Here is a 14280-nt window from a genome sequence, read left to right on the forward strand (position 1 = left end):
GCCGACTATAGCATGGCCGCCAACGCCGCCGAGTCGGCGACAAGGACACCAGCATGCCTACCTCATACCCCCTCCGTACCGCCAGCGCACTCCTGATTGCAGCCTTGCTGTCCGCCTGTGCCACGCCGGTCACCCAGCCCGCTCCACCGGTCGACCAGGCTGCCGCAGACGAAGCCGCCGCGACAGCGGCTGCCGATGCCGCGACTGCTGCGGCCGAGGAGAAGTACCCCAAGCAGGCACTGAGCCCGGAACTGTTGTTCGGCTTCCTGCTGGGCGATGTCGCCGCCGCCAGGGGTGAGAAGGTCCTGGCTGCCGATACCTGGCTTGAACTGGCCCGACGGACCCGCGACCCACGCGCCGCACAGCGCGCGGTGGAAACCAGCTTCTCCGCCGGCAAGGTGGACGACGCCCTTATGGCCACCCGCCTCTGGCGCGAACTGGAGCCGGACAATATTCAGGCACGTCAGACCCTGCTGTCGGTCCTGACCCGTACCGGCCAGCTCAAGGCCGCCGAGGCGGAACTCGACGCCTGGCTGACGGAACGCCCCAGCGACGCACCCGGCATTCTGATGCAGGTCCATACCCTGTGGCCGGCACAGGTCGACAAGCGCGCCGTACTGGCCCTGACCCAGCGCTTGGCAGCCCGCTATCCCGCCCTGCCGGAAGCCTCGCTGTCGGTCGCACTGGCTGCCAGCAATGCCGGCGATATCGATACTGCACTCGCCGCCAATGACCAGGCCGTCAAGCTGCGCCCGGACTGGGAGGCCGCCATCCTCTACCGCGCCACGCTGACCGACACCCGTTCGCCAGGCGCCTCCGCCGACTACCTGCTCGCCGCCAGCCAGCGCCTGCCCAAGTCACGCGATATCCGCGCCGCCCTGGCCCGCCAGTTGAGCGATGCCAAGCGCTTCGAGGAAGGCCGCAGCGTCTATGCCGCGCTCGCCAAGGATTACCCGGGCGAAGTCGAATACGTCATTGGCCAGGCGCTGTCCGCCATCCAGCTGCATCGCTATGCCGAGGCGGAAATCGCCCTGCAGCAAGCCCTGCTGCTCGGCGTCAACAAACCCGCCTCGCTTTACTATTATCTGGGGCTGGTGACGGAGGAGCAGTCCAAGTTCCCGACAGCCCTGGCGCACTACCGCCAGATCACCGAGGGCGAGCACCTTGCCGCCGCCACGATGCGCATCGCCCGTATCGAGGCCCGCCTTGGCAACCGTGATGCTGCACTCGCCGCCGTACAGCGACTGCCCAATGCCACGCCAGCCGACCAGGTGGCCCGCATCCAGCTCGAAGCCCAGGTCTGGCGCGAACTCAAGCAACTGGATCAGGCCCGCGCCGCGCTCGACGCCGGCCTGATCAAGCACGCCGACAGCGCCGACCTGCTGTACGACCGCTCGCTGATTTTTGACCAGCAAGGCAACCTGCCCGCCGCCGAGAACGACCTGCGCCAGTACCTCAAGCTCAAGCCGGACAGCCCCATCGGCCTCAACGCCCTGGGCTACACGCTGGCCAATCGCAGCCAGCGGTTCGAAGAAGCCGAATCCCTGCTGCGCAAGGCCTTGAGCCAGGAGCCTGACAATCCGGTCATCATCGACAGCATGGGTTGGCTGCAGTACCGTCGCGGCAACCTCGACGAAGCCGTGAAATGGCTGTCCCGTGCCTTTACCACGCTGCGTGATCCGGAGATCGCCGCGCACTACGGCGAAGTGCTCTGGCAAGCCGGCAAGCACGGCGAGGCCCGCAAGATCTGGGAAGAGGGCAAGAAGCTCGACCCCGATCACGAGGTCCTCAGTGAAACCATGCAACGCCTGACGGGCCGCTGACATGCGCCGCCTGTCCTGCCTGCTGCTGGCAGGCAGCCTGCTCCTGGCTGCCTGCGCCACCCAGCAGCCCGCCCCCGGCGCCCCGGCGCAACTACCCGACCAGTACAGCGTCTCTGGTCGCGTGGCGGTCAATGCCGCCGGCAAAGGCTACAACGCGCGCTTCAACTGGGCTCACCAGGACCGGCTCGACACCGTCGACGTCAGCAACCCGTTGGGTCAAGTGGTCGCCAGGCTGGAACTCGCCCCCGACGGTGCACGCTTCTTCGATAGCGACGGCAAGCGCAAGGAAGCCGACGATATCGAGGCACTCAGCGAGCAGGAGCTCGGCTGGCGCCTGCCGGCAGCCGGGCTGCGCTACTGGTTGCTGGGCCTGGCCGATCCACAGCGCCCCGCCCACTGGCGTAACGAGGCCGATGCCCGCATCCTGGAGCAGGACAACTGGCAGATCCGCTATCCGCTCGACCTCGGCAAGCTCGCGCCCAACCGGCTCACGCTGAGCCGCCCGGATCTCGAAGTACGCATCGCCCTGTATGACTGGCAATTGAACAAGCAGTCCACGCCACAATAAGCGACTCAAGCCCCATCGACGGGGCGCCTCTCCCCGGACAAATCCACTTCGCCATGACGTCGTATCAAAGCTTCCCCGCGCCCGCCAAGCTCAATCTCTTTCTGCATGTCACCGGTCGCCGCGACGACGGCTACCATCTGCTGCAAACCGTCTTCCGCTTTATTGACCACGGCGACACCATCCATATCGCGGTTCGCGACGATGGCGAGGTCGTCCACGACAACCCGATTCCGGGTGTCCCGGTGGAAAGCGACCTGATCGTCAGGGCTGCGCGCCTCTTGCAGGCCCATACAGGCAGCAGCCTGGGTTGCAATCTTCGTCTGGACAAGCGCCTGCCCATGGGCGGCGGCCTGGGCGGAGGCAGCTCCGATGCCGCAACCGTCCTGATCGCCCTCAATCACCTCTGGAAAACCGGTCTCAGCCGGGCCGAACTACAGGAATTGGGCCTGAAACTCGGTGCTGATGTCCCGGTTTTCGTGTTCGGCCGCAATGCTTTTGCAGAAGGCGTCGGCGAGGCATTACAGGAAATAACCCTGCCCGCTCAATGGTATAGTGTGTTGATTCCGCCAGCATCCGTACCCACTGTCGAGATATTTTCAGATCCAAGCTTGACACGCGATAGCAAGCCCATAATAATGGCGGCCTTTCCGAGCAGCCAAGTCCGAAACGACCTGGAAACAGTGGCCAAACGGAAATACCCCGTCATCGCCGAATACCTGACCTGGCTTAGCCAGTACGGCCCAGCGATGATGACCGGATCAGGTGCTTGTGTATTTGCTGCATTCAATACCCAAGCGGAAGCCGAGCGTGTCCTACAAAACCTGCCTGCCACAATGCATGGTTTTATCGCGCAAGGAATGATGCAGCACCCTTTGTTTAATTTGCTGGATTGATGCTTGCATCAGTCGGGCAAGTGTAGGGGAGTCGCCAAGTGGTAAGGCATCGGATTTTGATTCCGACATTCGTAGGTTCGATCCCTACCTCCCCTGCCAATATCTGCAAAGCGTTCGGGCCGCTGCTCTATGCGCAAACCTAACGCAAAAAGAAACCAGAAAGCGTGTAATAACGATTACACGCTTTCTTTTTTTGTTAAGGATCAGGACATGGCCTACGACAGTTTGATGGTCTTTACCGGCAACGCCAACCCACAATTGGCCGACGCGGTAGCCAAGCACCTCGACATCACTGTCGGTCGTGCCACCGTAGGTCGTTTCAGCGATGGTGAAGCCACCGTCGAGCTGCTGGAAAATGTCCGCGGCCGTGACGTCTTCGTCCTGCAATCCACCTGCGCCCCTACTAACGACAATCTGATGGAAGTCCTGCTGATGGTCGACGCGCTCAAGCGCGCCTCCGCCGGCCGGATCACCGCCGCCATGCCTTACTTCGGCTATGCGCGCCAGGATCGTCGTCCGCGTTCGGCCCGTGTGCCGATCTCGGCCAAGGTCGTCGCCAACATGCTGCAAGCTGCAGGAGTGGACCGTCTGCTGACCGTCGACCTGCACGCCGACCAGATCCAGGGTTTCTTCGACATCCCGGTCGACAACATCTACGCCACCCCGGTGCTGCTTGATGATGTCCGTACCAAGAACTACGAAGACCTGATGGTCGTCTCGCCTGACGTGGGCGGCGTACTGCGTGCCCGCGCCATGGCCAAGCAACTGAATACCGAACTTGCCATCATCGACAAGCGTCGCCCCAAGGCCAACGTGGCCGAAGTGATGCACATCATCGGTGACGTGCAAGGCCGTACCTGTCTGATCATGGATGACATGGTCGATACCGCCAACACCCTCTGCAAGGCCGCCGAAGCCCTCAAGCAACACGGCGCCAAGCGGGTACTGGCCTACTCCACCCATCCGGTGCTGTCCGGCCCGGCAGTCGAGCGTATCGGCCAATCGGAACTCGACGAACTGGTCGTCACCGATACCGTCCCGCTCAGCGAAGCCGCCAAGAAGTCGAGCCGCATCCGCGTCGTCAGCCTGGCCCCGCTGCTGGCCGAGACCCTGCGCCGCATCAACAACGAAGAGTCGGTTTCCACGCTGTTCGTTGACTAAGACAGATTGAATCATCCGGCCAGCCCCGCAAGGGCTGGCCGGTTCGCAAGCATCATCTGGTCGCGGGTGATGCATTTTTATGTAGTTGTTCTGGAGCAAGACTATGTCTATCGAAGTTATCGCCACCAAGCGCGTCGAACAGGGCACCGGAGCGAGCCGCCGCCTGCGTCTCGCTGGTAAGGTCCCCGGCATCATCTACGGCGCAGGCCAAGAGCCCGTCGCCATCGAACTGGTGCACAACGACCTGTACTACGCCATGCAGCACGAAGCTTTCCACGCTTCCATCCTGAACCTGAAGGTGGATGGCAAGGCTGAGCCCGTCCTGATCCGTGACGCCCAGTACCACCCCTGGAAGCAGATCGTCATGCACGTCGACTTCCAGCGCGTGAACCCGAACGAAAAGATCCACACCAAGGTTCCGTTCCACTTCATCAACGCCGACGTAGCACCTGGCGTGAAGCTGGGTGGCGGCATCGTGTCGCACGTCATGACCGACGCCGATGTCGAATGCCTGCCGAGCAAGCTGCCTGAGTTCATCGAAGTTGACCTGAAGGACCTGGAAGCCGGCAATTCGGTTCACCTCGACAGCATCAAGCTGCCGGAAGGCGTTGCCTTCGTGGCCCTCAAGCATGGCGACAACGCTACCGTTGCCACCATCCTGTCGGTCCGTGGCGCTGCCACCGAGGAAACCGCCGCCTAATTGGCAGCGTTTCCCTGCAGACGGCTCGTCGCCCTTACCGGCTGACGGGCCGTTTTCACATCCCGCCGCGCACAAGCCCCATGCCCGCGGCGATCAAAGACACCGGATATGACCACCACCCCGCCCATCCGTCTCGTTGTTGGCCTCGGCAATCCCGGCCCGGAATACGCCGACACGCGTCACAACGCCGGCTTCTGGTGGGTGGATGCGCTCGCGCGCGAGCTGGGTGCCAGCCTCAAGGTCGAAAGCAAATTCCTCGGCCTCGCCGGACGCGCCAAGCAGGGCGATAGTGAAGTCTGGCTGCTGCAGCCCACGACCTTCATGAATCGCTCCGGCCACTCGGTCGCCGCCCTCGCCCGCTTCTACAAAATCCTGCCGCAGGAAATCCTGGTCGTACACGACGAGCTCGACCTGCTGCCTGGCGAAGCCAAGCTCAAGCAGGGCGGCAGCCATGCCGGCCACAATGGCCTCAAGGATATCCAGGCCATGCTCGGCACGGCCGACTTCTGGCGCCTGCGCCTTGGTGTCGGCCATCCGCGCTCGCTGGGCCTCAACCAGCCGGTGGTCGACTTTGTCCTCCATCGCCCGCGCCAGGACGAGCAGCCGCAGATCGACGACGCCATCAGCCGTACCCTGGCGGCCTGGCGCGCCCTGTCGCACGGTGAGTACAACAAGGCCACCATGCAGGTGAACACCAAGCCCAAGGTCGCCAAGCCCGCGCCATGACCGCGCAGGCGCAAACCGAACCATCGGCGTGATGCACCCCGCCACAGCGATTACAATGATGTTTTACCGGAAGGATTTCCCATGAGCCTGAAATGCGGCATCGTCGGCCTGCCCAATGTCGGCAAGTCCACCCTGTTCAATGCCCTGACCAAGGCCGGCATCGCAGCCGAGAACTACCCCTTCTGCACCATCGAGCCCAATGTCGGCATCGTTGAAGTGCCCGACGCCCGCCTCGCCGAGCTGTCGAAGATCGTCAACCCGCAGAAGATCCAGCCCGCCATCGTCGAATTCGTCGATATCGCCGGCCTGGTCGCCGGCGCCAGCAAGGGCGAGGGCCTGGGCAACCAGTTCCTGGCCAACATCCGCGAGACCGATGCCATCGTCAACGTCGTGCGCTGCTTCGACGATGAAAACGTCGTCCACGTCGCCGGACGTATCGACCCGCTGGCCGACATCGAAGTCATCGTGACCGAGCTCGCCCTGGCCGACATGGCTGGCGTCGAAAAAGCCATCCAGCGCGAAGGCAAGAAGGCCAAGTCCGGCGACAAGGACGCGCAAAAACTGATCGCAGTCTGCGAAAAGCTGCTGCCGCACCTGAACGAAGGCAAGCCCGCCCGCACCCTGGCGCTCAGCGACGACGACAAGGACCTGCTCAAGCCGCTGTGCCTGCTGACCATCAAGCCCGCCATGTATGTCGGCAACGTGCTGGAAGACGGCTTCGAGAACAACCCCCACCTTGATCGCCTCAAAGCCCACGCCGCAGCCGAAGGCGCGCCCGTGGTCGCACTGTGCGCCAAGATCGAGATGGAACTGTCCGACCTTGACGACGCCGACAAGCAGGCCTTCCTGGAAGACCTGGGCTTCGAAGAGCCGGGCCTCAACCGCCTGATCCGTGCCGGCTACAGGCTGCTCGGCCTGCAGACCTACTTCACCGCCGGCGTGAAGGAAGTCCGCGCCTGGACCATCCATGTCGGCGATACCGCCCCGCAGGCTGCGGGCGTGATCCATACCGACTTCGAACGCGGCTTCATCCGCGCCCAGACCATTTCCTTCGATGACTACATCCAGTACAAGGGTGAACAAGGCGCCAAGGAAGCCGGCAAGATGCGTTCGGAAGGCAAGGAGTACGTCGTCAAGGATGGTGACGTGCTGAACTTCCTGTTCAACGTTTGATGAGGCGCCACGATGTCCGATGCTGCCAATCGCAGCGCACCACCCGGCACAGCCGGGTGTTAACGGGCATCGTAATCGGGACGTGGTTCAAACGGTATGCTTGATTGAATCCACGCCCCCCCGCCCTCGCCGCCGCGAGGGAGCCTCGCTGACGCTCGTACGGGGATTGCCTCAAACCTTGTCCGAAGCGGCACGATCAGAAGCAACACCTCCCCTGATCGGCCCCGGACAGCAGGACCGGAATCTTTGCGTCACCGGATTGTCACGAATATCTGTTAGTTTCAAGAGGAATACCGACATGGCCAGAACGGTAAATTGCATCAAGCTCGGTCGCGAAGCCGAAGGGCTGGACTTCCCGCCGCTGCCCGGCGAGATGGGCAAGAAGATTTTCGACAGTGTTTCCAAGGAAGCCTGGGCAGCCTGGGTCAAGCACCAGACCATGCTGATCAACGAAAACCGCCTGAATCTCGCCGACAGCCGCGCCCGTCAGTACCTGTCGCAGCAGTTGCAGAACTACTTCTTCGGTAGCGGCGCAGACGCCGTGCAGGGCTACGTCCCGCCGCAGGAATAAGCCCTGCACCGCAACAATGGCCGCCTTAGCGGCCATTTTGCTTTCCGGCTGCTGCTGACAGACCCGTGGGATGGTTATACTGCTTCGTTCCGGCCCGGCCACACACTGCCAGATAGCCCACAACATGACCCACGCAAACCCTCAGCATCATTATCAGGAACACGGCACCGAGCTGTTCCTCAACCGCGAACTCGGTCTGCTGGAGTTCAACCGGCGTGTGCTGGCGCAGGCGGAAGACCCGCACAACCCGCTGCTTGAGCGGCTGCGCTTCCTGTGCATCGTGTCGTCCAATATGGACGAGTTCTTCGAGGTCCGGGTTGCCTGGCTCAAGGAAAGCATCCGCATGCACAACGCCCGGCCCGCGCCGGATGGACTCTCGCCGGAGGCCGCCTTCCATCGCATTGCCGAGGATGCGCACGCCCTGGTCGAGAAACAGTACAAAATTCTGCGGGAGGTGCTGCTGCCCGCCCTGGCGGAGGAAGGCGTAGTCTTCCTGCGGCGTACCATGTGGACCGAGGCACAGCGCACCTGGGTACGTGAGTATTTCGACCGTGAGCTCGCCCCGGTCCTGACGCCTATCGGCCTGGACCCGGCCCATCCCTTCCCGCGCCTTCTGAACAAGAGCCTCAACTTCGTGGTCGAGCTCGATGGTCGCGATGCCTTTGGTCGCAGCTCCGGCGTGGCCATCGTGCAGGCGCCGCGCATCTTCCCGCGCTTCATCAAGCTGCCGTCCGAAGTCTCCGGTGTCGAACACGGCTTCGTCTTCTTGTCCTCGGTCCTGCACGCCCATGTCGACGAACTGTTCCCCGGCATGGAAATGCGGGGCTGCTACCAGTTCCGCGTCACGCGGGATTCCGACCTCAACGTCGACGAAGAAGACGTCAAGGACCTGCGCGCCGCACTGCAGGGCGAACTGAGCCAGCGCCAATTCGGCGATGGCGTTCGTCTCGAAGTCGCCGACAACTGCCCGCACCATATTTCCGACTTCCTGCTCGAACAGTTCGGTCTCGATGATGAAGACCTGTACCGCGTCGACGGGCCGGTCAACCTGGTGCGTTTCATGCAGGTGCCCGACCAGGTCGATCGCCCCGATCTGAAGTTCCAGCCCTTCATGCCCGGCGTACCCAAGGAATTGCGCAAGCAGCCGGACATGTTCAACGCCATCCGCCACGGCGACATCCTGCTGCACCACCCGTTCCAGAGCTTCACCCCGGTGATCGATCTGCTGCAGCAGGCGGCGCGCGACCCGCAGGTCGTGGCGATAAAGATGACGGTCTACCGCACCTCCAAGGATTCCGCGCTGATGGAAGCGCTGATCGAGGCGGCAGAGGCCGGCAAGGAAGTCACCGCAGTCGTGGAACTGATGGCCCGTTTCGATGAGGAAGCGAACATAAACTGGGCCGCCAAGCTCGAACGCGTCGGCGCCCACGTCGTCTACGGGGTCTACGGCTACAAGACCCACGCCAAGATGCTGCTGATCGTCCGGCGCGAGGAAGGCCGGCTGCGCCGCTACGCCCACCTCGGCACCGGCAACTACCATCAGCGTACCGCCAAGCTCTATACCGACTTCGGCCTGATGACGGCCAACGAAGAGAAGTGTGCCGACGTCAACGACGTGTTCATCCAGCTGACCGGCATGGGCAACCCCGGCAAACTCAAGCACCTGTGGCAGTCGCCGTTCACCATGCACTCCTCGATGGTGGCCGCCATCAATCGCGAGGCCGATATCGCCCGTGCCGGCCGCCGCGCCGTCATCATCGCCAAGATGAACTCGCTGCTCGAGCCCGCCCTGATCGAGGCCTTGTACGACGCGAGCAAGGCCGGCGTGACCATCCACCTGATCGTGCGCGGCGTCTGCACGCTGCGCCCGGGCGTCAAGGGCCTGAGCGAGAACATCAAGGTCCGCTCCATTGTCGGCCGCTTCCTGGAACACACCCGCGTGTTCTACTTCTTCAACGACGGTGCCGAGAATCTCTACCTGGGCTCGGCCGACTGGATGGGGCGCAACTTCTTCCGCCGCATCGAGGTCGCCTTCCCCATCTTCGACAGCAAGAGCAAGCGCCGCATCATCCGCGAAGGCCTGCGCCCCTACCTGGTCGACAACGCCCAGGCCTGGGAAATGCAGCCCGACGGCCGCTATCGCAAGAAAACCGCACGTGGCGGCAAGCTGCGCAGTGCGCAAGGCATGCTATTGGCAGACCTCGCGGCGAAAGCCAGGGATTGATCCGGACACGGGGGCGCTGCGGCGCCCCTTTTTATTGGCCATTTCTATTGGATAGGCGATGAAGACCAATCTGATCCTGTGGCGCCATGCCGAGGCCGAGGATACCGACGATGACGACGAGACCAGCGATCTGGCCCGCGCCCTGACCGAGCGCGGCCACAAGCAGGCTCGCAAGATGGCCGTCTGGCTGGCTGCACGCCTGCCCAGTCATACCCGCATCATTGCCAGCACCGCCGTGCGTGCACGACAGACCGCCGCGGCACTAAATCCGGAACATGAAGTGGATGAACGGCTGAACCCCGGCGCCAGCGCCGAGCAGTACCTGCAGGTCGCCGGCTGGCCCGAGGCCGAGCGAGCGACCGTACTGGTCGGCCATCAGCCTACGCTAGGCAGAGTTGCGGCACAGCTTTTGAGTGGCATGGAGGCCGACTGGAACGCCAGGAAGGGCGCTATCTGGTGGTTGCAGTACCGGCTCCGGGACGGGCGGGCCCATATCGGCCTCAAGGCGGTGCTGAGTCCCGAGCAACTGTAGATCTCACGCCCGCCCCCAAGCAGTGGCAGGTCGTGCTGCGCAGCGCGCCCTAGTAGCGCCGACAGGCGGCGACGGCGCGCTTGTAGAGCTCGCGGGTATGGTCGTTATCGCAGGTCGCCCGCGCCCAGCACAGCAGGTTGCGCTTCGCCGTCTGGTACTCCTGGGTCGCGACATTGCACATATTGGGCGACTGGGTCGTACGGGTAGCCGAAATGCGCACGACATCGTCCGAGCCGATAAAGCGCTCGGCACGTGCCCGCTCCTGCTCGAGCAAGCCCTGCAGGTCGCTGCCGCTGCCACCGATATTGCTTTCGACGGTCCGTATGGACTCGACCTTGTTCCCCTGCGGGCAAGGCATTTCCGAATACTGGCTCTTGCCGTTCGCATCGGTACAACGGTTGACCCGGCCAGCCCAGCTCGGGCTCGCCAACAACAGAAACAGGCACGTCAGCAAAAGACGCTTCACACTCATGCTCCTACCAGCCCCGGGCCATCAGACTGGCCACGATCGGCAACAAGATCAACAGCAATAATTCCACCCGTACCAGCATCAGCACCCGTTTGAACTCGGGTGGGGCCCATTCGGCCACAGCACCGGCACGCCGACGCCACGCGATGATGCGCACCGTCGGATAGATGGACAGCAACCCCAGCAGGACGAACAAGGTGATTTTAAGATGGAACAGGCCACTATGGGCATAGAAAGCCAACCCCTTTTCGGCCCAGATGCGTCCCAGTCCAGTCACGATCTGCAATATTGCCAACATGCCATACAGGCCGTCGATGCGCCCTAGCTTGCGCAAGGTATCGGCATCCATGCGCGGCTTCAGCAGCATATGCTCGGTCACGAGGCAGGCCATCAGCAGCATGGCACCCAGGTAATGGAACCCTGCCAGCAGTGCATTGCCCATCATGCGCGCTTCTCCAGCAGGTCCAGCGCCAACCCCAGGCTCGCACGGTAGTGGTGATCTGCGGTCTCCCGCTCTTCCAGCTGTTCCAGCAACTGCCCGAGCTCAGCATGTGCCACCGGCGTTGCCGCCACCGCCACGCTGGCCTCAAGGTAATTGCGTGCCTTGCCCCACAGTGCGGCGTCGCGGCACATCCGCCCCAGCGCCAGCAGAAGCTGGTGGTCATTGGGATGATGGCGCAGCCAGTCTTCGGCCCGCGCCAGCCGTTTGACGGCGTCGCCCTTCACGCCAAGACGGCCCAATTCGCCGTAGATCTCCAGCGGCGCCACGTCCCACTCGGCTTCGAGCGCATCGACCAACAGGTTCTCGGCCTGATCCCCGAGCCCCACCCGGATGAACTGTCGGGCAGCAGCCGCCGCCAGCTTGGGCAGCACCCGCTCCTCGCGCTTGAGGCCGCTCCACCAGCGGGTCAACTCACGACCATCCATGGGCGATAGCCGCAACTGCGCCAGCCGGGCCTGGTTGCGTATCCGGGCCGCATGGCTGGGATCAAGCCCGTCGCTCTTCTCCAGCAGGTCGGTCAGCTCGATCACCCTGGCCGGGTGATTCTCCTGCTGCCTCACCTTCAGTTCCAGCTTGAGCGCCGCCGTCAGCTTGGGCGACTGCGCATACACCCGCTGCAAGGCCGCCAGCGCTTCCCGGTTGCGATACTGCTCGTAGCACATCTCGGCCTCGAGCATGTCCAGCGCCAGCGAACGGCCGCCACTGGCGTCACGCGCCTCTTCGACAAACTTGTCCCGTGCCTCATAATCACGGCCAAAATGCGCCGCCCGTGCCGCGATCAGAGTATCGATCAGCTTCATATCACGCTCGTCCTCCGCCTCGCGAGCGACCCGACTGGCACGTACCGCCTTGTGGTAACGACCCTCGATCAACGCGGTGATCGCATCGCGCCGATAGCGCCGGGCGTCACGGATACGCTTGGCAGCATGGTAGCGACGCACATTACGCGGCATGGCCAGCAACCAGTCGACCAGCTTGACGATGCCGTACCCCCCCAGCACCAGGAGTGCGAACAGCAGCACGAAGGCATTCAGCGACAGCTCGATCCGCCACGGCGGAAAGAACAACAGCGCATAGCCGGAGTTGTAGCGGGCGAACAGCGCCAGGCTTACCGCCAGGGCAAACAGGGCCAGCAGCCAGAACAGTATCCTCACTTGCTGTCCTCCCGGCTGGCCTTGCGGCGCGCATCGCGAGCGGCGTTCAGGCTGTCGGCCAGGCTGGGCAGCACCTGTGCTGGCTGGGCCCCCTGCAGCTCGCGCAAGGTATTGAGGGTAGCGATGACCGGCTTGGAGCGGGTGTCAAAATGCTTGCGCAGGCCGGCATCGGCAGCCATCAGGTCACGGCGGAAGGTCGGCTCGTCCCGTTGCAACAGCGCCAAGCGGGCATTGAGCAGACGCAGCTTGATGTGCTCCCGCAGGTACAGGGCCTGCTCCGGCGCCAGCAGCACCGGGTCCGGCTGGTCGATACGGCGTATCTCCACCAGCGCACCCAGCGCCCGGCCGAGTTCACCGAGCACGCCGCGATGGCCTACCGCCTCGCTGGCCGCCTGGTCTTCCGGCACCTTGGCATCCACCACCAGTGGCAGGCGGTCCACGCTGCCCGCCAACGTATCGATCTTGGCCGACAAGCCCACATAGTCGATCCACGGCACCCGCTTCAGGCTGTCAATATCCTTCGCCAGCGCACGGCGCAAAGGCATGAGCCGCGGCTTGTCATGCCCAGCCAGCCGTTCATCAAGCCGGTACAGCGCCGCCAGGCTGGCGCCCACGTTGCCGGTCAGCTGCAGTTGCTGGCTGGCCAGCGACAAGGTCAGCTCGGCGTCGGCCAGCAGCGTCTCCTCCTGGTCACCGGCGATGGCGCCGTACAGTGCCTGCAGGTCGACCTGCTGCGCACGTAATTCCTCGATATGGTGGTCGATGCCGTTGAGCTGCGCATCGAGCTGGCTCATCCGGCCGCCATCGCGCTGCTCGCCGGCGGTCAGCGCCTGCTGCCGGCTTTCCAGCTGGGCAAAGCGACTGCTGAGTTCGGCCTTCATGGCCTCGCGCTGGTAATGGACGATCAGCATCGATACCAGCACCGCCAGCACCACCGCCGTCACGATCCATCGCCATTGCCCGCCACCCGCAGGCGCACGCACGATGGTCGTAGCCTCGCTCGCCGGCACGGGCGGCACCGCCGCCGGGCTGGAAAAGTATTCGCGCAGGGAGCCCACGATGCCCGCGTCACCGGTCCGCGTACCGATGACCGTCGTCACGCCGAACTGCCGTATGGTCTCGGCTATCGCGGCGTGGCTGGCAAAGAAGCGGATCTCGCGCAGCTGGCTGGCCAGGGCCTCGTCGCACAGGGCGAACAGGTTCTGGATCGCTTCGCTACTGGTGGCGATCACGCCATCGCAGCCCTGGGCCAGCAAGGCCTGCAGAGATTCACGGCTCACATTGGGCGGCAGGCGGCGGTAAGCCTCGACCACCTCCACCGTCGCACCGCGAGCCAGCAGCGTATCGGCCAGCAGCTCCCGTCCGCCATTGCCGCGGAACAGCACCACCCGCCGGCCATCCAGCCGCTGCAACAAGGGGTGCTCCAGCAGCCCTTCGCTATCGAAGCGCGATTCCGGGCTGATAACATCCTGCATCCCCAGTTCCAGCGCCCGCACCTGCGAGGACGGCCCGACCACCGCGACGGTCAGCTCGGCCGGCCAGCCCGGCAAGCGCGCCGCCACCTCATCGAGCGCAGTCGGGCTGACAAACACCGCCAGGTCAAAGTCATCCAGCCGCTGCAACACCGCCTGCAGCGCCGCCGGCTGGCTGCTCTCGGCAATCTCTATCATCGGTGCGCGTAAGACCTGCGCACCTTGCTCCGCCAACAGTGCGGCCAGATGTTCGGCCTGCTTGGCAGGTCGGGTCAGCAGGAAGCGGCGGGAAGCAAGCGGACTGGTCATAGG

Annotated in this window: 14 protein-coding genes and 1 tRNA gene; 11 read left to right on the plus strand and 4 right to left on the minus strand. The window is 63.7% G+C overall.

The window, feature by feature from the left end:
- The first annotated feature begins 53 nt into the window (after positions 1–53).
- The 11 genes from ACYVHK_RS16045 (at position 54) to ACYVHK_RS16095 (ending at position 10371) form a co-directional block, all read left to right on the plus strand.
- Positions 54–1823 (plus strand): tetratricopeptide repeat protein, encoded by a 1770-nt coding sequence (locus ACYVHK_RS16045; protein ID WP_460534136.1) that lies wholly within the window; start codon positions 54–56, stop codon positions 1821–1823.
- A gap of 1 nt (position 1824) precedes the next feature.
- Complete coding sequence (gene lolB, locus ACYVHK_RS16050; protein WP_460534138.1) at positions 1825–2391, plus strand: outer membrane lipoprotein LolB; 567 nt, start codon at positions 1825–1827, stop codon at positions 2389–2391.
- Between the two features lie 53 nt (positions 2392–2444).
- The gene (gene ispE / locus ACYVHK_RS16055) at positions 2445–3284 is read left to right on the plus strand and encodes a 4-(cytidine 5'-diphospho)-2-C-methyl-D-erythritol kinase (RefSeq protein WP_460534140.1); all 840 of its coding nucleotides are present in this window, start codon (positions 2445–2447) and stop codon (positions 3282–3284) included.
- A 24-nt stretch (positions 3285–3308) separates the two neighbouring features.
- Positions 3309–3383, plus strand: a tRNA-Gln gene (locus tag ACYVHK_RS16060).
- Between the two features lie 111 nt (positions 3384–3494).
- On the plus strand, positions 3495–4445 hold the full coding sequence (locus ACYVHK_RS16065) for a ribose-phosphate pyrophosphokinase (RefSeq protein ID WP_460534142.1): 951 nt from the start codon (positions 3495–3497) through the stop codon (positions 4443–4445).
- A gap of 103 nt (positions 4446–4548) precedes the next feature.
- Positions 4549–5145 carry a 50S ribosomal protein L25/general stress protein Ctc gene (locus tag ACYVHK_RS16070; RefSeq protein ID WP_460534144.1) on the plus strand — a complete coding sequence of 199 codons (597 nt, stop codon included), beginning with the start codon at positions 4549–4551 and terminating at the stop codon, positions 5143–5145.
- Between the two features lie 108 nt (positions 5146–5253).
- Positions 5254–5871, plus strand: a complete 618-nt coding sequence (gene pth / locus ACYVHK_RS16075; RefSeq protein ID WP_460534146.1) for an aminoacyl-tRNA hydrolase — start codon at positions 5254–5256, stop codon at positions 5869–5871.
- Positions 5872–5952: 81 nt separating this feature from the next.
- Positions 5953–7044, plus strand: a complete 1092-nt coding sequence (gene ychF, locus ACYVHK_RS16080) for a redox-regulated ATPase YchF (RefSeq protein ID WP_460534148.1) — start codon at positions 5953–5955, stop codon at positions 7042–7044.
- Positions 7045–7342: 298 nt separating this feature from the next.
- The gene (locus ACYVHK_RS16085; protein ID WP_460534150.1) at positions 7343–7615 is read left to right on the plus strand and encodes a Fe(2+)-trafficking protein; all 273 of its coding nucleotides are present in this window, start codon (positions 7343–7345) and stop codon (positions 7613–7615) included.
- A 124-nt stretch (positions 7616–7739) separates the two neighbouring features.
- Positions 7740–9839: a polyphosphate kinase gene (ppk1, locus tag ACYVHK_RS16090; RefSeq protein ID WP_460534153.1), complete on the plus strand. Its 2100-nt coding sequence runs from the start codon at positions 7740–7742 to the stop codon at positions 9837–9839.
- 58 nt (positions 9840–9897) lie between these two features.
- Positions 9898–10371: a SixA phosphatase family protein gene (locus ACYVHK_RS16095; RefSeq protein ID WP_460534155.1), complete on the plus strand. Its 474-nt coding sequence runs from the start codon at positions 9898–9900 to the stop codon at positions 10369–10371.
- 49 nt (positions 10372–10420) lie between these two features.
- On the opposite strand, the gene ACYVHK_RS16100 is transcribed toward ACYVHK_RS16095, so the two are convergent.
- The 4 genes from ACYVHK_RS16100 to ACYVHK_RS16115 are packed head-to-tail and all read right to left on the minus strand — an operon-like array spanning position 10421 to position 14277.
- Positions 10421–10837: a DUF4124 domain-containing protein gene (locus ACYVHK_RS16100; RefSeq protein ID WP_460534157.1), complete on the minus strand. Its 417-nt coding sequence runs from the start codon at positions 10835–10837 to the stop codon at positions 10421–10423.
- Positions 10838–10847: 10 nt separating this feature from the next.
- On the minus strand, positions 10848–11285 hold the full coding sequence (locus ACYVHK_RS16105) for a DUF2214 family protein (RefSeq protein WP_460534159.1): 438 nt from the start codon (positions 11283–11285) through the stop codon (positions 10848–10850).
- Complete coding sequence (locus ACYVHK_RS16110; RefSeq protein WP_460534161.1) at positions 11282–12496, minus strand: heme biosynthesis HemY N-terminal domain-containing protein; 1215 nt, start codon at positions 12494–12496, stop codon at positions 11282–11284. Before ACYVHK_RS16110 ends, ACYVHK_RS16105 begins: the two co-directional genes overlap by 4 nt.
- A complete protein-coding gene (locus tag ACYVHK_RS16115) occupies positions 12493–14277 on the minus strand; it encodes a uroporphyrinogen-III C-methyltransferase (RefSeq protein WP_460534163.1) in 1785 nt (594 codons plus the stop codon). The genes ACYVHK_RS16110 and ACYVHK_RS16115 overlap by 4 nt, the downstream gene beginning before the upstream one ends.
- Positions 14278–14280: the final 3 nt, after the last annotated feature.

This window comes from Chitinimonas naiadis, assembly GCF_054780835.1.